The organism is Arthrobacter sp. P1_B3, assembly GCF_056406615.1.
The window spans coordinates 1-24603 of record NZ_JBFTZV010000020.1 but is presented as its reverse complement, the minus strand read 5'-3'; the positions used below and the strand labels follow the sequence as shown (position 1 = coordinate 24603).

Here is a 24603-nt window from a genome sequence, read left to right as displayed (position 1 = left end):
ATGAACCACCCCACGCGCCTTCGGACCGATCACCTCAGCGAAGCCTTCGGGATCACCAATACGCTGCCTAGATTCAGCTGGACCCCGCCGAACGGCACGCTCCGGCAGACCGCCTACCAGCTCACCACCAGCAACGGCTGGGACACCGGGCGCGTGGACGGCGGCACCCATGGCTTTGTGCCCTACGCAGGGCCGGACCTTGGCTCCCGGGACCGTTTCGACTGGAAGGTCCGGACCTGGAACGTGGCCTCTGACGGCACCGAAGTCCTGTCCGCCTGGTCCGAGCCGATGGCCGTGGAACTGGGCCTGCTGCATCCCGGAGACTGGACCGCGCAGTGGATCGGCCCCGACGAACCGGCGGTTCAGGATCCAGGGGAGCGCCCCGGACATGCGCTGTCCAAGACCTTCACGCTGGACAAAGCCCCCGAAACGGCGCGCGCCTATGCCACAGCCCACGGCATCTATGAGCTCTTCATCAACGGCGTGCGGGTGGGGGACCAGCAGCTCACACCGGGCTCGACGAGTTACCACAGCACGCTCCAGGTGCAGACCTGCAATATCGCAGCCCTGCTCCGGCCCGGCGCCAATACCGTACGGGCCGTCCTCACCGACGGCTGGTACCGCGGCACCTTCGGGTACACACGCGACGCCGACATGTACGGAACGCAGACGGCCTTCCTGGCCCAGCTGGAGCTGGAGTCCGGCGGAAAACGGACGGTCATCGGCACCGACGACTCCTGGCACGTTTCCGCGACGGAGATCGTCAGCGCTGACCTTATGGCCGGCCAGCGGGTGGATCTTCGCCGCCGCCATCAGGGGGCAGGGCGCGCGGTTCTTCGCAATGGTGGCGGTGCCACCCTCACCGGCCCGGTGGCACCGCCCACACGCATCGTGGAAGAGCTCAGCCCGGTGGCCATCAGGCGGCTAGCCAACGGCAACCAAATCGTGGACCTGGGCCAGAACATCAACGGCTGGATCCGCCTGAGCCGGCTTGGCACCCCCGGCGAGACTGTCACGCTGGTGTACGGCGAAGCCCTGGGCTCTGACGGCGACGTCACCCAGGAGCACCTCCGTCCGCATGATTTCCGCAGTCCGGGGCAGTTCCTCGGCGCCGGACAGGTGGATTCCGTGGTGGCCTCGGGAGCCCCGGGCGAGGTGTTCGAACCGCGCCACACCACCCATGGCTTCCAGTACATTGCCGTGCAGGGCCTGGACGCAGACCTGGAACCGGCGGACATCGTAGGATGCATGGTCCAGACCGACCTGGAGCGCCTGGGCACTTTCAACTGCAGCGACGGCAGGCTCAACAAGCTCCACGACATTGTGGAGTGGAGCTTCCGCGGCAACGCCTGTGAAGTTCCCACCGACTGCCCGCAACGGGAAAAGGCCGGCTGGACCGGAGACTGGCAGCTGTTTGTGCCCACCGCCGCCTACCTCTTCGACGTGGCAGGTTTTACGGCGAAGTGGCTCAGGGACGTCCGGACCGATCAATGGGACAACGGGGTGGTCGCCAACATCTCTCCCTCGCCGGGCCCGGAGGTAACCAGCGCCGACTTCATGGCCTTCACAAACGGGTCCTCAGGGTGGGGAGACGCGGTGGTCATGGTGCCCTGGGAGATCCATCTCGCCACCGGTGACACCGGCATCCTGGAACAGAACTGGGAGGCAATGGAACGCTGGCTCGGCTTCATCCGCAGCACCGCGGAGGGCAACCGGCACCCGGCCAGGGCGGCGGCGCACGCCACGCCGGCCCCGCATGAGCAGTACCTCTGGGACACCGGCTTCCATTTCGGGGAATGGATGGAACCAGATGGCCCTGCGCCGGACCTCTTCGCCTCCCGCTCCGCCGACAACGGCATCGTGGCCACCGCCTACTACCGGCACTCCTCCGCCATCATGGCCAGGATCGCCGCCGTCCTGGGCAAGGAGGACAAAGCCCGGGAACTCGGGGAGCTCTCCGATAACGTCCGCCGCGCGTGGCAGCAGGAATACCTACGGGCAGACGGAACAGTGGCAGACGGAACAGTGGCAGACGGAACGGTGGGAGCCGGAGCCGCCAGCGGCTCCAGCCAGGCCAATTGCGTGCGCGCGCTGGCCTTTGACCTGGTTCCGGACAGCGGCCGGTCCGCGGTGGTCACACAGCTGGTCACCCTCGTCCGCGGCGCCGGAACGCACCTTGGCACCGGCTTCCTGGCCACCCCCTACCTGTTGCCCGTACTCGCCGATAACGGACAGCTGGACCTCGCCTATGAGCTGCTCATGCAGGACTCCGAGCCCTCGTGGCTGGTGATGGTGGACCGCGGTGCCACCACCATGTGGGAAGCATGGGACGGAATAGGCGCGGACGGAACAGCGCGCCAGTCGCTGAACCACTACAGCAAGGGCGCCGTTGTCTCGTTCCTGCACCGCTACATGGCGGGCCTGYGTCAGGCACCCGGGAGTGCGGCCTACGAACGGATCATTATCGAGCCGCGTCCCGGCGCCGGGATCACATCTGCGGCCACGTCGCACCGGGGCCCACAGGGCCTCATCGCCGTCAGCTGGGCAATTGGCGACGGCGGGATCACCCTCGTTGCGACCGTCCCGTCCGGCACCACAGCGGAAGTCCGCCTCGCCGGCCAGCCGAACACCGCCGTCGGGCCCGGAACCCATACCCTCACCGCCCCTGCCGGCGGCAACGACCACCAGAGCCAACTTGCAAGGAGCGCATCGTGACCCCGGACCCCGCCACAGCCATGGAAACCGTCCCCGGCGAAAGAGAGCAGGTGGGACCCGCCGGGTTGCCGGCCCCGGCCTTCCCGGCGTTCCTGCCCCCGGGCCACGCCGAAGTTGTATCAGAGGACTCCGCAGTGCACCGCGAAGTCAGCTACGCGATCACCGTCGGATTCCGCCGCCTCGCCATGGACATCTGGCTGCCGCGGAACACCGGCGGCGCGGTTCCGCTGGTCGTGTGGATCCACGGCGGTGCGTTCCAGCTCGGTGACCGCCGCGAACTGCCGCCCACCTTCGCCAAGGATTCCGTCTTCCGGCTCCTCAACGAGGCCGGGATCGCGTGCGCCACCGTGGACTACCGCCATGCCTTGGAAGCACCGTTCCCGGCTCAGCTGCACGACCTCAAGGCCGCCGTCCGGTACCTCCGCGAACACGCAGACATGCTGGGTATCGACGCCGGACGGATCGGCGCCTGGGGCGAGTCGGCCGGCGGGCATCTTGCCGCCCTGCTGGGACTGACCGGCCGCCGCGACGACCTGGAAGGCGGCCTAGGAGTCCAGGGCCACTCCAGCGCCGTGAGCGCCGTCGTCGACTTCTACGGCGTGTCCTCGCTGCCGGACATGCCGGCCATGAACATTCCCCCGGCCATGATGAACGGGCCGTTGAGCGCGGCGGTGCCGGACGGCATGACCCTCGAGCCGGGCCCCATGCTGGTGGGCGGCACCGCTGACGCCGCCCTGCTGGCCGCCGCGAGCCCGCTGGGCTATGTCAGTGCCGACGCGCCGCCGTTCCTGCTGGTTCACGGCGACAGCGACGGCCTGGTCCCGCTGTCCCAGAGCGAATTGCTGGCCGCGGCGCTCGCTGATGCGAACGTCCGCCACGAACTCATCCCCATCCGGGGCGGTGACCACTGCTTCTTCGGTGCCGAAGGCCAACTGGACGGCATCCTCGGCACGGCGGTGGATTATTTCGTCCGGGGGCTTTAGGGGCGGGCCCAATTTCCGGCGGTAGCATTCCGGTATGGCTATCGCACGCTTCCCAGGTCTCGTCATTGACTGCCCCGACGCCCGGGCCCTCGCAGCCTTTTACGGTGCCCTGCTCGGCTGGAACGTGAAGGTTGACGGTGCCTGGGCCGAGATCCGCCCGGACGACGGCAGCGACTGCATTTCGTTCCAGCAGGTGGACGGCTACCGGGCGCCGGAATGGCCGGGCCAGGTGATGCCGCAGCAAATGCACCTGGACCTTATGGTGCAGGACCTGGACGAAGGCGAGAAGGTCGCCGTCGGGCTGGGGGCCACCAAGGCCGACACGCAGCCGGGCACCACCTTCCGGGTTTTCCTCGACCCGGCCAGCCACCCCTTCTGCCTCTGCGTGGACTGAGGATTCTGCCCTGACTGTTTCTGCATTGAACAGGCAAATTCGTCATGCCCGGTCAGATTCGGCAGCGGCACAAGCCCGCTCTCCCATCCGGTTTCCAGTCAATGAAACGTCGCTAGCGGGCGCATTGCCGTTCCCGGGACGCTGGGGGGAGCCCAAGTCTTCCCCTTCGTGACGAAACGAGCCGACGTTGACTCCAAACACCCTTCGCTTCCCGTTCCAGGACGCCGCCCTCCCGATGGCCACCGTTCCCTCCACCCCCCGCTTCGAACACCACGAGGAGCCCTTCGGCATCGGCGAGGACGGGCCCCGGCTTTCCTGGCAGGTCGCCGCCGGCATACCTGACTGGGTTCAGACCGCCTACGAACTCCAGCTCGGCCCCGATGAGGCCAGCTGGACAAGCTACGGCCGCACCGAGACCAGCGAGCAGCTCCTGCAGCCCTGGCCCGCACCGCCGCTGGAGAGCCGCCAGCGCGTCGCCGTCYGCGTCCGTGTCTGGGGCAACGGCGGCGACGCGCCCTCCGAATGGAGCCCCGTTGCCTACGTAGAGGCGGGATTGCTGAACGCGTCAGATTGGCAGGCAGCCATGATCCGGCCGGCCTGGGACGAGGCCAGCGACGCCAACGAGCCGGCAGCGCGCCTGAGCCGGACGTTCGAAATGGCCGGGCCGGTGGCTTCCGCCCGGCTCTACGCCAGCGCCCACGGCGTCTACGTGGCGCACATCAATGGGCACCGCGTGGGCCGGGACATCCTGACCCCGGGCTGGACCAGCTACCACCACCGCCTGCGCTACCAGAGCTACGACGTCACTGAGTATCTCCGGCCAGGCACTAACGTGATCGGCCTTGAGTTCGCGGACGGCTGGTGGCGCGGAAACCTGGGCTTCCAGGAGAAGCGCAACACGTACGGGAACCGCACCGCCGTGATCGCCCAGCTGGAAATGACCGACGCCGGCGGGGCAGTCAGCGTGATTGGCTCGGATGCGTCGTGGCTGGCCGGGCACGGGCCGGTGCTGTCGGCAGACCTGTACGACGGCGAAACCTTCGATGCGCGGCTCGGGAACCGTGGCTGGGCCGGGACCGGACCTGAGACCGGAGCGGGCACCGTCACGCTGCAGCCCGCCGTCGTGGTTGGCGGATTCGATCCCGCAGTCCTGGTCGCGCCCGACGGCCCGCCCGTCCGGGCCACCGACGAGCTGCCGGTCAAGGCACTACTGGGAACGCCGTCCGGAAAGACCATTCTGGACTTCGGCCAGAACCTGGTGGGCCGGGTGCGTTTCAAGGTGACCGGTGCGGCCGGAACCGAAGTGGTGCTGCGGCACGCCGAGGTCCTGGAGCATGGCGAACTCGGCGTCAGGCCGCTGCGCGTAGCCAAGCAGACCGACCGCTACATCCTGCGCGGAGATTCGGGCGGCGAGACCTGGGCGCCCGAGTTCACCATCCACGGGTTCCGCTATGTGGAGGTGAGCGGCTGGCCCGGCGAGCTGGACCCCGAAGCGTTCACCGCCGTCGTGATCCATTCTGACCTGCAGCGCACCGGCACGTTTGAATGCTCCGATCCGATGCTGAACCAGCTCCACTCCAACGTGGTGTGGGGGATGCGCGGGAACTTTGTCGACGTGCCCACGGACTGCCCGCAGCGCAACGAGCGCCTCGGCTGGACCGGCGACTTCCAGATCTTCGCCGCCACCGCGTCCTTCCTGTACCGGATCCCCGGCTTCACCACGTCCTGGCTCAAGGACCTCGCCGCGGAGCAGGGGACAGACGGGCCGCCGCCCCTGGTGGTCCCGGAAGTGGTGGCCGAAAAGCCGCCGTTCCCGGACCGCCCGGTGATGGCCGCCTGGGGTGACGCCGCCGTGCTTGTTCCCTGGGTGCTGTACCAGCGCACGGGGGACCTCGGGTTCCTCCGCCGGCAGCTGCCGGGGATGATGGCCTGGCTGGAAGCCGCGGCCCATGCCGCCGGCCCGGAGCTGCGCTTTGAGCACGGCTTCCAGTTCGGCGACTGGCTGGACCCGGCCGCACCACCGGACTCACCCGGCGATGCGCGCACCCCCTGGCAGCTCGTGGCGCAGGCCTACCTGGCGTACTCGGCGTCGGTGGCAGTCGAGGCTGCCGAACTGCTGGGCCACGACACGGACTCGGAGCGGCTTCGCGAGCTGTCCGCCCGGTCCCGGGCGGTGTTCCGGGAGCGCTACCTTGACGACGCCGGCCGGCTCCGGCCATCCACGCAGACGGCCTACGCGGTGGCCCTGCGCTTCGGACTCCTCGAACCGGCGGAACACCCCGCCGCGGCCGCCCGGTTGGCGGAAACCGTGGAAGCCGACGGCTACCGCATCGCCACCGGGTTCGTGGGAACCCCGCTGGTCTGCGACGCGCTCAGCGATGGAGGCCAGGCGACGGCGGCCTACCGCCTGCTCCTCCAGACCGAGTGCCCGTCCTGGCTGTACCCCGTGACAATGGGCGCCACCACCATCTGGGAACGCTGGGACTCCATGCTCCCGGACGGGAGCATCAATGAGGGAGAAATGACGTCCTTCAACCATTACGCCCTCGGTGCCGTGGCCGACTGGATGCACCGTAATGTGGCCGGCCTGGCGCCGGCCGAACCCGGTTACCGGAAACTCGCCATCCGGCCGAGGCCCGGTGGGGGGCTGGCGTGGGCCGCTGCCCGGCACGAGAGCCCTTATGGGGAGGCTGCGGTGCGCTGGGAGCTGGCGGGCCAGGAATTCTCGCTGTCCGTGACGGTCCCGGCCGGCTGCACCGCCGCGGTGTACCTGCCCGACGGCGGGAACAGCGGCATCGAGATCGGGTCCGGGACGCATTCGTTCAGCTGCGCGGTTCCTTCAGCTGCCGCAGGCGCCCGCGAGCCGGTGTTTCAGCCATGAGCCTGGATGTGGAGCTGGCCGGTCTCATGCACCACGTGGCTGAAGCCACCTCCTTCACCGAGCTCCTCGCCGACCCTGCCGGGATGCGGCGGCTGGAGGCGTTCAGCGGTGCGGGTCTGCCCTACACGGCCCCTGACATTTCCGTCCGCTCGGTGGAGGCGCCGGGGCCCAACGGGCCCGTGCCCATCCGGATCTACGGCCCCGGCAGGCAGGTGTTGGACGGAGGCCGAGGCGCCGGGGCAGGGCTCACGTCCGGTGCCGGGCTGCCGGGCCTGGTGTGGCTGCATGGCGGCGGGTTCGCCGGCGGGACCCTGGACATGCGGGAGGCCGACCAGGTTGGGCGTGAACTGGCCCACCGGACCGGCGGCGTGGTGTTCTCCGTCGACTACCGTCTGGCCCGCGACGGCGTCCACTTCCCGGTCCCGCACGAAGACGCGCTTGCGGCGTGGAGCTGGGCCGCCGCCCACGCCGAGGAGCTGGGGGTGGCGCCGGAAGGCCTGTGCCTTGGCGGCGCCAGCGCCGGCGGGAACCTCKCCGTCGGCGCCGCCATGTATCTCAAGGACGCCGGCCTGGCCTTGCCCGCCAAGCTGCTTCTGGCGTACCCGTTCCTGCACGCCGAGCTTCCCCCTCTGGAGCCGGCCGCTGTGCCCGACGGCAGGGTGCTTTCCGGGCTGCCGCGGATACTGCGCTTCACCGGGGACGACTGCCGGGCACTGGTGGAGAACTACATCGGCGGCCCCGCCGGGATGGCGTCCTCGTATGCCCTGCCCGGCCATGGCGATCCTTCGGGGCTGCCCCCGGTGGCGGTCATAGCCTGCGAATACGATGACCTGCGTTCTTCGGCTGAGCTGTTCGGGGAATCGCTCCGCGCGGCCGGCGCTCAGGTGGCATTCAGGCTGGAAACGGGGGCGACGCACGGGTACCTCAACCACTCGGCGGCGCTGGCGATCGTGCAGCAGGGGCTGGCATTCCTTGCGGCGGAACTGGCCTCGGCAAAGCCCTTTCAATGATTGAAATCCGTGGTTTGCGGCGGCCCGGTGATCCGACAGTCTTATGGGGAGACGCCGGGCATCATGGAACCGGCGCACAAGTGAACCGGCGCAGGAAAACGGAGGGAGTCGACGATGACGGAAGCTCGGGTGCTGAGCGGCATCGAATTCGCCCGCGCGGGCGACGAAGGATCCCGCCCGCTGCTACTGGACCTCTACCTTCCCGGTCCTGAGGGCGGGGCGGCTCCCCGCCCCGCGGTGGTCCATTTCCACGGCGGCGGCTGGCGCGTGGGGGAGCGCTCCTCCCTGGGCCCGGTCCTGGACGGATTCGGCATCAGCGCCTTCGAAAAGCTCACTGACGCCGGATTCGTGGTGGCATCGGCCGACTACCGGCTTAGCCACGAGGCGCACTTCCCGGCCCAGCTGCACGACGCGAAGGCCGCCGTCCGCTGGCTGCGGAACCATGCCGCCGACTACAACGTGGACCCGGACCGGATCTACGCGTGGGGCGACTCCGCGGGCGGCCATCTCGCCAGCCTGGTGGGTCTGACCGCCAATGCCGGCGGCGCCGATGCTGACGCTGCCGTCGCCGCGGTGGCAGCCTGGTACCCGCCCACGGACCTGGGCAGGATGGCCGAACAGAGCCTCCCCGCCGCCGTCGCCCGGGCCGACGACCCCGGATCCCGCGAGGAACTCCTCGTCGGCGCCGTGCTGACAGACGAGCCGGCGAAGGCGGCAGCGGCCAGCCCCATCAGCTACGCCAGCCGTTCGGCGCCGCCGTTCTTCCTGGCCCACGGAACCGCTGACCGCTTCGTTCCGCCCACCCAGTCAGCATCGCTGGCTGCCGCGCTGGAAGGTGCCGGCGCCGCCGTCGAACTTCTCCTGATTGAGGACGCAGACCACATGTGGATCCTCCCGGACCACAGCCAGGCCGCGGCCGAGAAGGCGATGGGGGCAACGGTCTCGTTCTTTCTCCGGCAATCCCGGCCCCCGGACACTCAGGCCACCTGACCGGCCACTGCACAACAGCACTCCAATGATCGGCCCGCCTGCAAAGGCACATCTGCACAGGTTCACCAGTTGCGGGGCCTCACTTTGCCGTGCCCACCTACCAACCCCCGCCTTCCGGGCGGCACCAGAAAGGCCCCAACACATGCAGTACATCGGCATTAATCACGACGGCGGCTCATGGGCGGCTGCCCTCCTCGGCCAACGGGTGGTTCCGCTGGCCCCTGTTCCTGACTTCTGGGCCGATGCCGCCGGTTGGCAGGAGAAAGCGCTTTCCCTGCCAGCCGACGCGCTGACGAATGACTCCGCCGGCGCGCTGGAGCGCGCCGACGTCACCGAAGTGCCGCTGGTCCCGGCCTCGGCCCGGGTGATCTGCGTTGGCCTGAACTACAAGGCCCACGCCGCGGAAGGCAGCTACAAGGACCAGGAACTGCCTCCCTACCCCACACTGTTCGGGCGCTGGACGGCCTCCCTTTCGGTGGGAAACGTGCCGGTCCCTGTACCCGCGGGCGAAGACGGCCTGGACTGGGAAGGTGAGGTGGCCGCCTACATCGGCCAGCGCCTGGAATCCGCCGACGAGGCTGCGGCCGCCGACTCGGTCTTCGGCTACTCCACGTTCAATGACCTCACCGCCCGCCGGGCCCAGAAACTCACTTCGCAGTGGACACTGGGCAAGAACGGCGACTTCAGCGGACCCCTCGGGCCGCTGGTCAGCCGTGACGAGGCCGGGGACCTTCGCGAGGGATTGCAGGTCCGGACCCGGGTCAACGGCACCGAGGTCCAGAACGGCAACACCCGGGACATGATGTTCTCCGTGCCCGCCATCATCGCGCTCATCAGCCAGACACTGACCCTGCATCCTGGTGACATCATCGCCACGGGAACTCCGGAAGGGGTGGGTTACGTACGCACCCCGCCGTGGCTCCTGCAGCCCGGCGACACGGTCGAGGTGGAAATCGACACCCTGGGAACGCTCACCACGCCCGTGGGCGGGCCAGCACTGCGGGCCAGGGCCTGATGACCGCCGTCAGCAACGCGGCCCTCGATGCCTTGCCGGACCGGGTGCCCGCGCTGATCGCCGGCGGAGGACCCAGCGGACTGTTCCTCGCCCTGGACCTGGCACACCGCGGGATCCGCAGCCTCGTCATCGAGCCGCGGACCACCATTGACCCGGACCGGCCGCGCGCCAAGACCACGAACGCGCGGACCATGACCCACCTGCGCCGCCTCGGGCTGGCCGACAAACTCCGCAACGCCGCCCCGCTGCCGGTCGCGTACGCCCAGGACGTCATCTTCTGTTCCGCCCTGACCGGCCACGAAGTCACCCGGTTCCGCCAAGCCTTCCAGCTGGTCCCGGGCCGGTACGGCCCCCAGCCCGAATGCGGCCAGCAGGTCCCGCAGCCCGTCATGGAGGCCGTCCTCCGGGAAGCCGTCGCCGATTCCCCGCTCATTACGCTGCTGACCGGCCTGAGCGTTGAAGACCTCGACATCAACCAGGGCAGCGGAGCCTCGAATTTCGGCCCGCGGCGCTTCGGCTCGCGCGTGGCAGTGTCCGACGCAACGGGGCGGCGCAAAGCGGTCGACTGCAGCTTCGTCGCCGCGGCCGACGGCGGCTCCTCCACCGTGCGCCGCCGCCTGAACATCCGCCTGGCCGGCGGCTCCGCCGAGCTCTCCAACATCAGTGTCCTGTTCCGTTCCGACAGCCTCGCCGCCGCGATCGCCCTGGATCCGGCCGTCCAGTACTGGGTCCTGGGACCGGATGTTTCGGGCATGGTGGGGCGGCTGGATCTTGGGAACACCTGGTGGGCCATCATCCAGGGCGTGGACGGCAGCGGATCACCCGACGCCGGACATCTGGTTCGCTCACTGGTGGGGGCCGACGTCGACGTCGAAGTCATCGCCACCGACCCCTGGACCGCCCGCATGCTGCTCGCCCCGGCGTACGGGCACGATGGCGTGTTCCTTGTCGGTGACGCGGCGCATCTGAACCCGCCCTGGGGCGGCCACGGCTTCAACACGTGCATCGGCGACGCCGCCAACCTGGCCTGGAAGATCGCCGCCGCCCTGGAGGGCTGGGGCGGCCCCGCCCTGCCGGGCAGCTACGAGTTGGAGCGGCGGCCCGTGGCGGCCCGGACCATCCGGGATGCCGCCGCCAACGGGCAGTCGCTCGCCTACCACTTCGCGGATCCGGCCCTAGGCCGGGGGGATGCGGACGGCGAGGCGGCCCGGCAGGTTGCCAAAGACGCGCTGGCGGTCAAACAAAGTGAGTTCGACTCGCTCGGGCTGGTGCTGGGCTACGGGTATGGCTCCTCGCCGCTGGTGGTTCCGGACGGCCGGCCCGTACCCGCCGAGGACCCCGTGAGCTACGTCCCCTCCGCCAGCCCGGGATCGCTGCTGCCCCACACCTGGCTCAACGAGACAACGTCGCTGTATGACCTGCTGGGCACCGGTTTCACCCTCCTGGTGGACCGCGACAGCATGGGCGGCAGCACTGCCGGGCAGGCGTACGCGGCGGCCCAGGCCGCCGCCGCGATGCGCGGCATCCCGCTGGCCGTCGTCGGCGTCGGCCCCGACCATCACGGAACCGCCATGGCCACGCACTGGCAGGCCGCCGCGGTGCTGGTCCGCCCGGACCAGCACGTCGCCTGGCGGGGGACCGACCCGGTGAAGGCCGCCGCGGCCATTGGCGTGGCCGCCGGCTGGCCGCTGGCAACACCATCCGAAGACCCCGACAGGAGTTCACGTGTCCGAGCCATCCTTCCGTGACTATCTCTACCCGCCCGACCACCCGCGGGTGGCGCAGATCCGTGGCCTGGATGCCCGGGGCTATGCCGAGGCGGCGAAGACCGACCCCTTCGCAGGTCCCATGATCAAAGGCTGGGCCGCCCAGTATCCCGAGCCCTTCACAGGCGTGACCAGCGACGGCGTCCGCCGGGCCGGGCTGTATCCCCTCGCGCCGGCACCGGCGGGGGAGGAAGCACCCGCGGCCGCCATGACAGCCGCCGCCCGGGACCTGCTGGCCGGCCYCACCCCGGCAGAGGCCCGGCGGCTCCGCTACGGCGTGGACGCGCACGAATGGCAGAGCTGGGCCAACCCGGAATTCATGCAGCACGACACGGGCCTCCGCCTGGACGAGCTGGCCCCCGCCATCCGGGATCGGATCCTGGCCGTCCTGGAAGCGAGCCTGAGCCCGGCCGGATACGGGCTGGTCCGGAACCTGATGCGGATCAACGGGTTCCTTGGTGACCTCGTGGAGCTGCCCGAGCTCATGAACGAGTACAGCTACAACTTCGCCCTCTACGGGGAACCGTCGGAGACGGCCCCCTGGGGCTGGCAGCTCTTCGGGCACCACGTGGCGCTCAACGTCGTGGTGGCCGGGACCCAGCTGGTGGTTGCCCCGGTGTTCCTGGGCGCTGAACCGGACGTGATTGACGCTGGCCCGCACCAGGGCGTGGCGGTTTTCAAGGAGCGGATCGCCCTGGCGCGGCGCCTCATGGAGTCAATGCCCGGGCCGCTGCGGGAGCAGGCCACACTCTTCGCGAACATGCAGGATCCGGGGATGCCCGAAGGCCGGCTGCACCCCGGGGACGAACGGCACCTGGCCGGCTGCTTCCAGGACAACCGCGTGATTCCCTACGAGGGCATCCCGGTCAGTGCGATGCCCGCCGCTGCCCGGGTGGTCCTGGACGAGCTCGTGGCAGACTTCATCGCGTTCCTCCCCGACGGGCCGCGGTCCGCCCGCCGGCGGGAGATCGCGGCCCACTGGGACGAGACCTGGTTCTGCTGGATCGGCGGGTGGGAGGCATCGGACTCCTTCTACTTCCGCCTGCAAAGCCCCGTGCTGGTCATGGAGCTGGATCACCATACCGGCGTCTTCCTCAGCAACGACACCCCCGCGCCGTTTCACATGCACACGGTGATGCGGACGCCCAACGGCAACGACTATGGCCGCGAACTCGTCCGCCAGCATCAGGAGGCCGGCCGGTTTCGGGGAACGGGCCGGGCTGGAAGCTGAATCCGCAGTCACCGAATATGCAGCCACCGACTAAACAGCCAGGGTCCGGAACTCCGAGGAGTTCCGGACCCTGGCTGTTTGCTGGGCTGAGTTCCTTGGCCGGACTAGATGTCCAGCGCGGCGCGGCGCTGCGGCGGGGGACCCACCACCGTCAGGTCCATCTCGGCCTGGGCCCGGCCGAAACCCTCCATGTCCATGTAGGGCGTGCCGCCCTCGGTGTACATGTAGTCCTCGGTGGGCTTGTTGAAGTACTCGAAGAAGCCGTTGAAGACCGACGGCGTCAGGAAACCGACCATCTGGGTGTTGTGGGAGTCGAAGGCGAACGAGTGGATGGTTCCGGCCGGTGCGTGGAGGAAGTCGCCCTTGGTGAGCAGCACCTCGCGGCCGTTGGCGTAGATCCACATCCGGCCCTCGGTGCACAGGAAGTTTTCCGTGTGCTGTTCATGGAAATGCAGCGGAATGTAGGGCGACTTGGCGCCCTTGGTGTGGACGGCAAAGTAGTTCGATCCCGTGTTCGCCGGCCGGGACAGGTAGGTGAACATGGTCTGGTAACTGACCAGCCGCTCGCCCTCGCCGGCACTGAGGAAGTACGGGCTCTGGGCCGCCGGCAGTCCGGCGTCCTGCCGGAAGGTCGGCGCCACGCGTTCGACGTCGGGGAACGTCATGCCGAACTCCGCGCCCACCTCGGCGCACTCCCGCAAGGTGAGCTTCCGGCCCGCCCTGACCGGCGGGACGTGCGAATCGATGGGCGTGCCGACGCGTTCGTAGTACGCTTCGGCGCCTCCGGGGGTCATCCAGTTCAGGAACCGGGTGTAGTGGCTCGCCATCCGGTACGCGTGCGGGGTTCCTGGCGGGATCACCACGGAATCCCCGGGAGCCAGGATCCGGCTTTCGCCAGGCAGCCAGACGTGCAGAATGCCGTCGAAGACATACAGCGTTTTGTGTTCCACCGCGTGGCTCACAAACGGCGATTCGGCCCCCATGCCGCCGGAGATGTAGGCGGCGCTGAACATCCCACCGGTGTCCGCCGCGCGGGCGATGACCGTGACCAGCTGGCCGTTGATCTCATAACGGGCGCCCTCGCCCGACGCCATGTAGTACGGGACGGCGTCGCCCGGCAGCGCATTGGCCACCGGGAGCTGCTTGTTCATTTCCTCAACGCTGAGGGACATCGCATCCTTCTTTCCTGTCAGGGGACTGCGGGCTGTCCCCAAGACTGCCTCGGATTCTCCGCCGCCACGACCTCTATTTCCAATGGATGAAACACTTCTGCCGCTTCGCTCCGCGCCTCTGGCCGCAAGACGGCTGCTCCGGGGCGGCATGCGGGCGGCAGGCCTAGGCGCCCGCGGGGTTCGCCCGATACGGTCCAAAGTCCCTGTTTTCGCGTCAGTGCTCCCGGCTACTCTGGCGTGAGGCGCATGGCGGTCCGTGATGCGAGCCGGTGCGCCTTCAGCCAAGAACAATGGGGGGTACGTTGTCCAACGATTCAGTCATGACCTGGCTTCCTGGCGATGCGGGCCGCGCAGCGGCGGCGGAGCCTTCCGAGCGGGTCGACGCCGTCGCCGTCGCCCCCTGTTGGGACCGGGTCCTCCCGCCGCCGTCCCCGGGCGCCAGCCGCGCTGCCTACTGCCGCGACCATTGGCCGCCCCTGTAGGGTCACCGCGGAGGCGGCATTGTTGCTGCCCGCAGCGGCCTCGCGCGGGACCGTTGGCTGCTATTTACCTAGGATTTACGTGCCCGGCCTTGTGGGCGTTTCAAGGCCCCAGCGAGACTAATAGGACGGGCTGACGTCATCTGTTCAGCCGCAAGGACAAACCAAACCAGTGGGCAGCAGCGAAGCCTTCCCCGTCTCTCCGTGGCAATGATGTCCGGACGGGGAGCCCGCGAATCGGGAGGATCGTCATGGCCGGCACATTTGAACTCTTCGTAGATGCCGATGCCTGCATTAGGTTCCGGCTCAGGGCCCCGGACGGGGCAATACTGGCCGTCTCAAAGGGCTTTGCAAACAAGCCCGCTGCGGTTGCCGGCATCACCGCCATGCGCGAGTACGCCGGCATGGGCCTGATCAGTGACCTGTGCCCAGAAGAGTTGCCCGCAACTCCACCGGCACCGCGGACAAAGCCCGCCCCCACACCTGTGCCTGGCGTCGACCGGCGGGTGCACGACAATGATCTCCGCATCCGCGCCAGGGCCCTCCGCCGCCCGGCGCACGGGCCGGGCGCGATCGGCGTCGGCTGATCCGGCAGGTGACGCGGCAGCCCGGCCCGGCCGACCGAGGCTGACCGTCCCAGGCGGATGTTGATGCCGGGGCGCCGTTAGGGGTCCATTCCAGCGTGCACCGGAACGAACTCGATCTTGTTCGCGGGGTGGACCGTTTTCTTGGGGGCCCGCGAGAACCCTTTGGCGTCCAGGCGGTTCTGGGCCCGGTACTCGGCCAGGGCCTCGTCGTAGATGCCGTTGAGCCTGCGTCCGGAGTAGACCTGCTCTGAGCCATCCGTGAAAGTGATGCTGATAAGTGACTTTTCCGGGAAGTGCCTGTTCATACGGATGAAACCCTCGGCGTCCTGCTTGAGATTGATCATGTGGTTCCCACTTTCGTGATCGAGTTGATCCAGTCTCCCGCCTTCGCTGTATCTAATCCAACCGGTCCAATCCAACCGGTCCTATCCAACCTGCCGAAGCCAATCGGCCTAAACCCAACCTGCCGGACCGAACCGGCTGGCGGCCGTCGTCGATTGGGTGGCCTGCACTACCCGGAGGCATATGCTTCCACCGCTTGCTGCAGTACCGGGCTGTAACGGTCCCAGGAGTCGGCGGGAGCTGCGGCTACCAGGACACTGCCGCCCCGCGTTCCTGCAACGAGGCAGGCGATCTCCCGGTATTTGTGCCCGCCGATGCGGGTTACATATGTGTCCTCCACACATGAGCCGAGGCCACCGCGGAACGGCATTCCGGCACGGTCCGCCAGCCGGTTCGCAGACGCGGCGTGTTCGCCCGTGAGGTGGGCGAGCCGAAACTCCGGCCAATTGGACTGCGACTCCTCGCCTTGTTGCGGCGTTGCGTTGAGATAAATCTTGAGATCACCGTTCGGCGCCGTGACGGTAGCAGATACGGTGCCGGGGTCGCCCGGGGTGGGAGTTGCATCGGGCGGGATGGACAACACCGCTGTTGCGTCCGGCAGTTCCATCGATTGCCACCCCGCCGGGGCAGGGCCGGCGTGGAATCAGGAGAACTGTGTTGCGCCGGACGGGGCGGCACCCGGTGTCTGGTTCCCGGGGCGGGAACCGCAGCCGCTGGCGGCCAGCACCGCCGTCGTCCCCAGCACCCCAACGATCAGCAGTGACCTTCGACAGCGTGCTCGAAGCGCCCCGATGGACCTATTTGTTGCCGTCACCGTCGTCCGGTCCTCCGTTGTTGTCGGCATCATGGTCGTTCCCGCCAAGTGCAGGGACGGGCGGAACCATGGGCCGCGGCGGAACGACGCGTCGCGGTGCGGGGACGGGCGGCCGGACCATCGGGGCTGGCCGCGGTGGCGGAATCATCGGGGGCGTCACCACGGGAGGCGTGGCGGGCGGCGCCGGGACTACCGGAGCCTGAGCGGGGGCTGGCGGTGCAACGGCGGGTGGTCGAGCCGGGCTGGGGCTTGCGTGGACTTTGGGCGACGGTGAAGGGCTCCGCGTCGCGGGCGCCGGTGTGACCGTGCCAGGGGCAGGTGCCGGCATTGCTGTGTGCCCGGCGAAGCAGGCTCCGAGCAACAGCGTCGTGCCCAGCGCAGCCGCAGCATACGCCGGGCGGGAAATCTTCATGGTTCGCTCCTCGGGGAAGGCCGGCCGCGTTCAGCCGGGCTGTCCCTAGAACGGTCCCGGCTACCCGCGGGTTCAATACGGCCCCAACTTCCAGCCGAGGACGGGACGAAGCCGAGAGCGGGACGACGCCGGCGGGGCCGGTGAACGGAAAGCGGGCCGGCGTCGTAGTACATGCAAGGAGGCGGAAATGTCCGATCAGGAGGCCGAGCTGCTGCGTTCCTTGCAGGAGGCCTACGGCCCGGCGCTGTGGCGATTCGTCATGGGAATGACCGGTGACAGTACCCTGGCCGACGACGTCGTGCAGGAAACGCTGATCCGCGCCTGGCAACACCCGGCGGTTCTGCAGCGCCCGGAGACGGCGGTGCGCGCCTGGCTCTACACGGTTGCCCGCAATCTGGTCATCGATGACCGGCGCAGCGCCCGGCGACGGCACGAGACTCGGACCGAACAGCTCCCGGAGATTCCCGAAGCGGACCGGGTCGACAGGATCCTGGACGGGTGGCTCGTGTCGGATGCACTGGCCGGACTGTCCGCTGAGCACAGGGCCGTCGTCATCCACGCGTATTACCGCCGGGAGACAACGGCCGAAATCGCGCAAAGCCTTCAGCTGGCGGAAGGAACCGTAAAGTCGCGGTTACATTACGCGCTGCGAGCGCTGCGACTGGCCTTGCAGGAAGGAGGCGTGACGCCATGATCCAAGACGCAGGGGATGAGTACCGGAGCTGGGATGCCGCGTATGTGCTGGGAACTTTGGTGTCCTCCGAGCGCCACGAGTTCGAGGAACACCTGTCCGGTTGCGCCGGGTGCAGGGCCGCCGTGGCAGAACTGGCCGGAATACCGTCACTGCTGGCCGCACTTTCACCCGAGGAGGCAACCGCCCTCGGGCAGAGCGACCGCGCCAGGCCGACGCCGGGAGTGCTTCCCGGGTTGGCGAAAACGGTCCAGCGCGGACGCCGGCGCGTGCGCCTGGCCGTCGCAGGACTGATGGTCGGCGCGGCCGCCGTGTCGGGCGCTGTCACCATTGCGGTCACGGCCCCTGCCCCGCAGGCCGTGCAGGCGCAGGCCGTATCCCCGACGGCGCTGAACTTCACCCCTGTGGTCGACAGTTCGCTGGTTGCGAAGGGCTCCCTTACCCTGCAGCCGTGGGGAACACGGATCGACTGGAAGTGCACCTACACGGCTGCGCCGGCTGACGCGCCAGGGCCGGAGGGACCCGGCGGTCCGCGCTCCCCGGAGGAGTACGGCTTGGTGGTTGTCGACTCGCACGGCGTCACCACACAGGTGGCCACCTGGGCGGCAACACCCGGGACGGTGGCCACGCCGACGGCGACCACCGTCGTCCGGCTTGCCGACATCCGCCGTGTCGAAATCCGAGCCATCGCCAGCGGAAGCACAATCCTGACCGCGAGCGTGTAGCTCCGGGGACGTCGGGCAGGCCGGCGGACCGGACTCCCGCATGTTTGCCCAGGAACGCGGCGTGCGGATCAACCGGCGCGCCCGGGGGGGGGGGGGTGAATTGCGGAGACAATGGAGGCGTGACCTCCGCGACCGCACCCCTCGACCCAGCCTGCTCCAATGGCCTCTTCGACCTCGGCGTCATCGGGGCTGGCCTGACTTTTGCGGAATCGCTGGGGGCTTTCGCGGCGGCCCTGCAAGGCGGAGGCGCCGGGGCGTCCGCGGTGGTGCAGGCTCCTCCTGGCACGGGCAAGACGACGCTTGTGCCGCCGCTGCTGGCTAACATCGCGAACAGCAACACCGCGACCCGCGGGAGAGATGGGCGCGGGCGCCGTCCGCGGATCGTGGTCACCCAGCCGCGCCGCGTCGCTGCCCGTGCGGCCGCCCGGCGCCTGGCAACCCTGGCCGGCACCCGGCTCGGTGACCGGGTGGGCTACACGGTCCGCGGGGAACRCCAGACGGGTCCCGGAACCGTAATCGAGTTCGTTACCCCCGGCATCCTGCTCCGCCGCCTCCTCGCCGAACCGGGGCTCGAGGGCACCGACGCCGTGATCCTCGACGAGGTCCACGAACGCGGGCTGGAGACCGACCTCCTCCTCGGCATGCTCATCGAAGTCCGCCAGTTGCGCGGTGACCTCACGCTCGTCGCCATGTCGGCGACGCTCGACGCGCCCCGCTTCGCCGCCCTGATCGGAGACACCCTGATCGGTGAAGCGGCGGCCGGAAACGACGGCGGCGGCCCGGCACCGGTTGTCGACTGTCCGTCCGCGCTGTTCCCGCTGGACGTGGAATGGGCCCCCGCGCCGGTGCCGCGGCTGGACGAACGCGGCGTGGCCCGGGCCTTCCTGGACCACGTGGCCGACACGGCAGCGGCGGGGCACGCCGCCGCGCTGGCCGGCGGACGGGACATTGACGCGCTGGTGTTCGTTCCTGGCGCGTGGGAGGTCTCCTACATTGCCGCGCGGCTGCGCGGCCGGAGCCGCGCTGAGGTCCTGGAACTCCACGGCCAGGCCGGTCCGTCGGAGCAGGACCGCGCCGTCTCCGGGCGTGAACCCGGCGGGGCTGCCCGGATCATCGTTTCCACCGCACTCGCCGAGTCCTCCCTCACCGTCCCGGGCGTCCGGCTGGTCATCGACTCCGGGCTGTCCCGCGAGCCGCGGCGCGACGCCGGCCGCGGGATGTCGGGCCTGGTGACTGTGTCCTGCTCCCGGGCGTCCGCGGAACAACGCGCCGGCCGTGCCGCACGCCAGGGCCCGGGCACGGTGATCCGCTGCTATGACCAGAGGGCCTTTGGCGCCGCGCCGGCCCACCCGACGCCGGAGATTGCGGCAGCTGACCTGACCGGCGCCGCCCTGGTTCTGGCGTGCTGGGGAGCCCCCGGCGGCCGGGGACTGGCCCTGCCGGACGCGCCGCCCCAAGCCGCCATGGACGAGGCCGTTGAAGTGCTGCGGGAACTCGGCGCCATCGCTCCGGACGGTCACGCAACCGAACTGGGCAAGATCCTGGCCCGGGTCCCGACGGACCCCCGGCTTGCCCGCGCCCTGCTGGACGGCGCCGCGACGGTGGGCCACCGCGCGGCGGCCGAGGCTGTCGCCCTGGTCTCGGGGGACCAGCGTGCCCCGGGCGCAGACCTGACCCGCCTGGTCGCCGCGCTGCGGACGGGCAGGGATCCCGGATCCCGGCGGTGGGCAGAAGACGTCCGGCGGATGGAGTCGATCGCGCGCCAGGAGTCCCCTGGCGTCGGGCCCCAGAAGTCAGCCGGCGTCGCGCCGGCTGGGGCGGTGGGCGCTGCGGAAGCGGTCGGGTTCGTCGTCGCGCTGGCCTTTCCGGACCGCGTGGCGCGCCGTGTACCGGGGGAGGGGCCGGCACAATACCTGCTCACGTCCGGAACGCGCGCCGGATTGCCGGCCGGCAGCCCCCTGTCCGGGCACGAGTGGCTGGGCGTGGCCGAAGTATCGCGCGCGCAAGGGCGCGACGCCGCGGGGACCGGCGCCGTCATCCGCTCCGCGGCGCCGCTGACGGCGGGCACCGCGGAGGCCGCCGCCCGCAACCTCCTCAGCGAAACCCTGCAGGCGCGGTTTAGCCAGGGCCGCGTCTCGGCCCGGCGGGAGCGCCGCCTGGGCGCGATCGTGCTTTCGTCCACCCCGGTACGGCCTCCCGCGGACGAAGGCCGCGCAGCTGTGGCCCGCGCCCTGGCGAGCGAGGGGCTGGCGACCATCGGATGGTCGGCGGCGGCGGATGGCTTGCGCCGCCGTCTTGCCCTCCTGCACCGGGAGCTGGGCGGGTCCTGGCCCGACGTTTCCGAGCCGGCGCTGCTGGCCCGGCTGGACGAATGGCTGGCCCCGGAACTCGCGGCGCTGGCCGGCGGGGCATCCACGGGCGGGATCGACCTCGCCGGCCCGCTGAGCCGGCTGCTGCCGTGGCCTGAGGCGGCCCGGCTCGGTGAACTGGTACCGGAGTCGTTGGTGGTCCCCAGCGGGTCACGGATCCGGATCGATTACCCGGACGCGGGCGACACCACCGGCCGGCCGGTAGTGGCCGTCAAGTTGCAGGAGTGCTTCGGCTGGGCCGAGACGCCGCGGCTGGCTGAAGGGCGCGTGCCGGTGCTGTTCCACCTGCTCTCGCCGGCCCGCCGGCCGCTGGCCGTGACGGACGACCTCGCATCGTTCTGGTCCGGGCCCTACGCCCAGGTCCGGGCGGAAATGCGCGGCCGCTATCCCCGGCATCCCTGGCCCGAAGACCCGTGGACCGCGCCCGCGACAGCCCGGACCAAGCCCCGGAACTGACCGCCGGGACCAGCAGCCCGGCGCTGCCGGCTGACCCTCGCGCCGCCCGGGCAACAGGGGCATGATGAAGTTGCACGACGCCGGCGGACCGCCAGGCCCGCGGGACGCCGGCAAACAGGCCGGTCAAACGGACCGGCCAAACGGGCATTCAGCCCAGCGATGAAGAGTGATGGCCATGCATCTTGCGTTCGTCTCCATTCCCGCCCACGGACACGTGAACCCGACCCTGCCGCTGGTGGCGGAGCTTGTAGGCCGGGGGAACAGGGTCACGTACTTCACGTCGGCCGACTTCGGGCCGCGGATCCGCAACGCCGGCGCGGCCTTTCACGCCTCCGGCGGGAACTGGATGGCGTCGATGCCGGCGCTGGGGACCGGGCAACGGGCGCAGGCGCAGCTGATGCTGCCGATCATGAACCGGGTTTTCGAGGACCTCAGATCCAGCTTTCCGGCTCTGGTGGATCGCCTGCGGCAGGACCCGCCGGACGCCGTCTGCTTTGACGCGATGACGCTCAGCGGCAGCATGGCCGCAGAAAAAATCGGGGCCCCGGCCATTGCCCTCATGCCCACCTATGCCAGCAACGAACATTTCTCGCTGAGATCGCTGATGCCCGCCCCGCCACCGGAAGGCGCCGACGAGATGGCCAAGGTTGCGCTGGCCATGGGCAAGTTGCTGGCGGAGTTCGCGGCCGAGCAAGGTGTGCGGACGCCCCGGCTGTTCGACGGCCCGCCAGCGCCGTTCAACATCGTGTTCCTTCCCCGCGAGTTCCAGCCCATGGGGGCCACCTTCGATGACCGGTTCCGGTTTGTGGGGCCCAGCGTGGGCGGCCGGGACAGCGACGGTGCATGGGTCCGTGAGGGAACGGGTCCGTTGCTCTTCATATCGCTGGGGACCACTCCACTGAACCGCCGGCCGGACTTCTTCCGGATGTGCCTTGAGGCCTTCGGTGGCAGCGAGTGGGACGTCGCCATGGCCGTCGGGGACCAGACGGTCCTCGCCGATCTGGGGACGATTGCACCAAACGTCCAGGTCCGGCCCTTCTTCCCTCAACTGCTGATACTGCGTCAAACCGCTGTCTTCATTACCCACGCCGGCATGAATTCGACCATGGAGGCACTTTATTTCGCCGTCCCGCTAGTGGCCGTGCCACAGCAACCGGAGCAGGTGGCCACCGCCCGCCGGCTTGAAGAACTTGGTCTCGGCCGGCACCTTGCGGCGGAGGACGTCGGGCCCGACGCGCTCCGGGCCGCGGCCGCCGCGCTCCACACCGACGCCCAGGTCCGGCGGAACGTGACCGCAATGAGCGATATTGTCCGCAGCGCGGGAGGGGCCGTCGCTGCGGCCGACGCCATCGAAGCGCATGTGCGCCACGGGGCGGGGCGGTTCGGCAACGTCGGTTAGGGGAGCACGCTCGCGGGATATTCGCCGTGTGTCTTCAAGAACTCAGCTACCGTGGCCGCCAGGGACGCCCCCGCCTCGTCGGCACTACGCTTCGCGCCGGCAACGGCAAAGGAGTGGTCTCCGCCTTCGCGCCACTCCAAGGTCGCGGAAGGTCCGATTCTGGCGACCACGGCCTCCAGCAGTTCCGGGGTGGCGAACGTATCGCGCGTGCCCTGCAGGAAAAGCATCGGCAGAGTCAGCCCGTAGAGGTGCTCGTCGCGGAGTTTTTCCGGTTTGCCCGGCGGGTGCAGCGGATAGCCCAGGTAGACCAACCCGGCAGCCGGCATGCCTTCCGCCACCGCCATTGAGGCCATGCGCCCACCGAACGACTTCCCGGCGGCCCACAGCGGCCGGCCGGCGGACCGGGACGCAGCGGCCTCCATGGCCGCCCGCCAGGCCGCGATTGCCGCCGGCGGCCTGTCAGGGAATTTCCGTCCCGCCTCCCGGTAGGGGAAGTTGAAACGCAGGGTGGCGACACCCAGAGCGTTCAGGGCGCGGGTGAAGCCCACGAGAAACGGATGGTCCATTCCCGCCCCGGCGCCGTGGGCAACAACCAAGGTTGCGTAGGAGCCGTCGGGCTCGGCAAAGACGCCCGACACTGTGGCGTCGCCGACCTCAAAGGTGATCGGGAACTCGGGCGTTGTCATGCGTCCATCATGCCGCTTCCAGGGCAGTTCCGCTTCACGGCCCCTGCCACACCGTTCTCCACTAGGGCCCTCCACTTCCGTGACCACGACGCCGCCCGCCGGTTCGCGCTCTCCGCTCGCTGTGGCGGCTGCGCCCTTCAACTGTCCCCGCCGCCGGGGTAGGTTGTCCCCATGGCCAAGGAAGAAGTCCACCTCACTGTCAGCGGTCCGCACGGCGACCGGGAGTTGCGGGTGTCGAGTCCGGCGAGGGTCGTCTGGCCCAAGCTGGGACTGACCAAGCTGGACCTGGCGCGGTACATGGTGGACGTCGGCGATGCCTTCCTGGCGGCGAACGGGGACCGGCCGGTGACCCTCCAGCGGTTCAAGGACTCGGTGGACGGCGAGCAGTTCTTCTCCAAGAACCCGCCTAAAGGCGCCCCGGATTTCATCCGTTCGGTCGACGTCGTCTATCCCAGCGGACGCTCGCACCCCCAGCTGGTGATCGACGAAATCGCCGCAGCGGTGTGGGCGGTGCAGATGAATACCGTGGTCTTCCACCCTTGGCCCTCCCGGGCCGGCAACCCGGATAATCCGGACGAGTTGCGGATCGACCTCGACCCGCAGCCTGGAACGGGGTTCGCAGAGGCCGTTCCGGTGGCGCTGGAGTTGCGGCGCGTCCTCGCGGAGGCCGGGCTGGACGCCTTCATCAAGACTTCAGGCAACCGGGGGCTCCATGTCTTTGCCCCGATCGAGCCGACCCGGGAGTTCCTGGATGTGCGGCACGCGGTCATCGCGGCGGCGCGCGAACTCGAGCGGCGCCTGCCCGAGGAGGTAACCACCGCCTGGTGGAAGGAAGAACGCGGCGCCCGCATCTTCGCCGACTTCAACCAGGCGAACCGCGACCGCACGATAGCGGGGGCCTACAGCCCGCGCGCACTCGCCAATGCCACGGTGTCCTGCCCGATCCGCTGGGAGGAGCTCAAAGCCGTCGATCCCGGTGCCTTCACGATCGTCACCGTGCCGGAGCGGCTCAAAGCCTCCGGCGATCCGTGGGAGGGCATGCATTCGGGCAGCGCGGGCACCGTCGATCTCCTCCTGGAATGGTGGGACAGGGATGTCGAGGCCGGGTTGGGGGAGCTGCCGTTCCCGCCGGACTTTCCCAAGATGCCCGGGGAACCGCCGCGGGTCCAGCCCAGCCGGGCGCGCAACAGCGGCTGACCACTTCAACCACGAGGCGACCCTAGCCGGGATGATCCCCGGAAATCCGGAGTCGGGCTCCGCCCGCGACCTTGCCCGGGCATGAGGCTCCTGCGACGATGGCAAGGTGAACATGCCCATTGGCTACTGGGTCCGGCGCCTGGATGCGTCGCTGCAGGCACAACTCGATTCCACGCTGGCCGGTGTCCATCTGTCCAGAAGGCAGTGGCAGGTCCTCAACACGTTGGGCTCCGCCCCCGTCACGCCGGCGGAAATGCGGGATATCCTGCGGCCTTTCAACGCAGCGGAC

20 protein-coding genes and 1 pseudogene are annotated in these 24603 nt (G+C 69.4%); 17 read left to right on the top strand and 4 right to left on the bottom strand.

The window, feature by feature from the left end; genetic code table 11:
• The 9 genes from AC1D2F_RS18175 to AC1D2F_RS18135 all read left to right on the top strand — a co-directional run bounded on the left by AC1D2F_RS18175 (position 1) and on the right by AC1D2F_RS18135 (position 12985).
• Positions 1-2715 (top strand): alpha-L-rhamnosidase, encoded by a 2715-nt coding sequence (locus AC1D2F_RS18175; protein WP_476967335.1) that lies wholly within the window; start codon positions 1-3, stop codon positions 2713-2715.
• Complete coding sequence (locus tag AC1D2F_RS18170) at positions 2712-3698, top strand: alpha/beta hydrolase (RefSeq protein ID WP_356815868.1); 987 nt, start codon at positions 2712-2714, stop codon at positions 3696-3698. The genes AC1D2F_RS18175 and AC1D2F_RS18170 overlap by 4 nt, the downstream gene beginning before the upstream one ends.
• 34 nt (positions 3699-3732) lie before the next feature.
• Positions 3733-4092 carry a VOC family protein gene (locus AC1D2F_RS18165; protein WP_364742937.1) on the top strand — a complete coding sequence of 120 codons (360 nt, stop codon included), beginning with the start codon at positions 3733-3735 and terminating at the stop codon, positions 4090-4092.
• A gap of 187 nt (positions 4093-4279) precedes the next feature.
• On the top strand, positions 4280-6973 hold the full coding sequence (locus AC1D2F_RS18160; RefSeq protein WP_476967334.1) for a family 78 glycoside hydrolase catalytic domain: 2694 nt from the start codon (positions 4280-4282) through the stop codon (positions 6971-6973).
• A complete protein-coding gene (locus AC1D2F_RS18155) occupies positions 6970-7983 on the top strand; it encodes an alpha/beta hydrolase fold domain-containing protein (protein ID WP_476967333.1) in 1014 nt (337 codons plus the stop codon). The genes AC1D2F_RS18160 and AC1D2F_RS18155 overlap by 4 nt, the downstream gene beginning before the upstream one ends.
• Positions 7984-8097: 114 nt before the next feature.
• Positions 8098-8973 carry an alpha/beta hydrolase fold domain-containing protein gene (locus AC1D2F_RS18150; protein WP_476967332.1) on the top strand — a complete coding sequence of 292 codons (876 nt, stop codon included), beginning with the start codon at positions 8098-8100 and terminating at the stop codon, positions 8971-8973.
• A 142-nt stretch (positions 8974-9115) separates the two neighbouring features.
• Positions 9116-9988, top strand: coding sequence for a fumarylacetoacetate hydrolase family protein (locus tag AC1D2F_RS18145; RefSeq protein ID WP_476967331.1), 873 nt, complete (start codon positions 9116-9118; stop codon positions 9986-9988).
• Positions 9988-11736 carry an FAD-dependent monooxygenase gene (locus AC1D2F_RS18140; protein ID WP_476967330.1) on the top strand — a complete coding sequence of 583 codons (1749 nt, stop codon included), beginning with the start codon at positions 9988-9990 and terminating at the stop codon, positions 11734-11736. The genes AC1D2F_RS18145 and AC1D2F_RS18140 overlap by 1 nt, the downstream gene beginning before the upstream one ends.
• Positions 11714-12985, top strand: a complete 1272-nt coding sequence (locus AC1D2F_RS18135) for a DUF3500 domain-containing protein (RefSeq protein WP_476967329.1) — start codon at positions 11714-11716, stop codon at positions 12983-12985. The genes AC1D2F_RS18140 and AC1D2F_RS18135 overlap by 23 nt, the downstream gene beginning before the upstream one ends.
• A 104-nt stretch (positions 12986-13089) precedes the next feature.
• On the opposite strand, the gene AC1D2F_RS18130 is transcribed toward AC1D2F_RS18135, so the two are convergent.
• A complete protein-coding gene (locus tag AC1D2F_RS18130) occupies positions 13090-14157 on the bottom strand; it encodes a quercetin 2,3-dioxygenase (protein WP_229995794.1) in 1068 nt (355 codons plus the stop codon).
• Positions 14158-14477: 320 nt separating this feature from the next.
• Between AC1D2F_RS18130 and AC1D2F_RS18125 the strand changes: the two genes are divergently transcribed.
• Entirely contained in the window at positions 14478-14639 is a 162-nt protein-coding gene (locus AC1D2F_RS18125; RefSeq protein ID WP_229995795.1) for a hypothetical protein, read from the top strand.
• A gap of 248 nt (positions 14640-14887) precedes the next feature.
• Positions 14888-15223 (top strand): YegP family protein, encoded by a 336-nt coding sequence (locus AC1D2F_RS18120; protein WP_364742959.1) that lies wholly within the window; start codon positions 14888-14890, stop codon positions 15221-15223.
• A gap of 77 nt (positions 15224-15300) precedes the next feature.
• Here the strand turns inward: AC1D2F_RS18120 and AC1D2F_RS18115 are convergent, their stop codons facing one another.
• Both AC1D2F_RS18115 and AC1D2F_RS18110 read right to left on the bottom strand, forming a co-directional pair.
• Positions 15301-15567: a hypothetical protein gene (locus AC1D2F_RS18115; protein WP_476967328.1), complete on the bottom strand. Its 267-nt coding sequence runs from the start codon at positions 15565-15567 to the stop codon at positions 15301-15303.
• Positions 15568-15734: 167 nt separating this feature from the next.
• A complete protein-coding gene (locus AC1D2F_RS18110) occupies positions 15735-16172 on the bottom strand; it encodes a hypothetical protein (RefSeq protein ID WP_476967327.1) in 438 nt (145 codons plus the stop codon).
• 806 nt (positions 16173-16978) lie between these two features.
• Between AC1D2F_RS18110 and AC1D2F_RS18105 the strand changes: the two genes are divergently transcribed.
• The 4 genes from AC1D2F_RS18105 (at position 16979) to AC1D2F_RS18090 (ending at position 22431) form a co-directional block, all read left to right on the top strand.
• Positions 16979-17485, top strand: a complete 507-nt coding sequence (locus AC1D2F_RS18105) for a sigma-70 family RNA polymerase sigma factor (RefSeq protein ID WP_229992331.1) — start codon at positions 16979-16981, stop codon at positions 17483-17485.
• Positions 17482-18207 (top strand): anti-sigma factor family protein, encoded by a 726-nt coding sequence (locus AC1D2F_RS18100; RefSeq protein ID WP_476967326.1) that lies wholly within the window; start codon positions 17482-17484, stop codon positions 18205-18207. The genes AC1D2F_RS18105 and AC1D2F_RS18100 overlap by 4 nt, the downstream gene beginning before the upstream one ends.
• Positions 18208-18326: 119 nt before the next feature.
• Entirely contained in the window at positions 18327-21032 is a 2706-nt protein-coding gene (gene hrpB / locus AC1D2F_RS18095; protein WP_476967325.1) for an ATP-dependent helicase HrpB, read from the top strand.
• 175 nt (positions 21033-21207) lie between these two features.
• Positions 21208-22431 carry a macrolide family glycosyltransferase gene (locus AC1D2F_RS18090; protein ID WP_229992334.1) on the top strand — a complete coding sequence of 408 codons (1224 nt, stop codon included), beginning with the start codon at positions 21208-21210 and terminating at the stop codon, positions 22429-22431.
• Here the strand turns inward: AC1D2F_RS18090 and AC1D2F_RS18085 are convergent.
• The gene (locus tag AC1D2F_RS18085) at positions 22428-23117 is read right to left on the bottom strand and encodes an alpha/beta hydrolase family protein (RefSeq protein WP_476967324.1); all 690 of its coding nucleotides are present in this window, start codon (positions 23115-23117) and stop codon (positions 22428-22430) included. The genes AC1D2F_RS18090 and AC1D2F_RS18085 overlap by 4 nt on opposite strands.
• Positions 23118-23288: 171 nt before the next feature.
• Here AC1D2F_RS18085 and ligD point away from each other — a divergent pair, with 171 nt between their 5' ends.
• Both ligD and AC1D2F_RS18075 read left to right on the top strand, forming a co-directional pair.
• Positions 23289-24314: a non-homologous end-joining DNA ligase gene (gene ligD / locus AC1D2F_RS18080; protein ID WP_364742979.1), complete on the top strand. Its 1026-nt coding sequence runs from the start codon at positions 23289-23291 to the stop codon at positions 24312-24314.
• A 106-nt stretch (positions 24315-24420) separates the two neighbouring features.
• Positions 24421-24603 (top strand): annotated as a pseudogene (locus tag AC1D2F_RS18075) (MarR family transcriptional regulator); the annotation flags it as partial.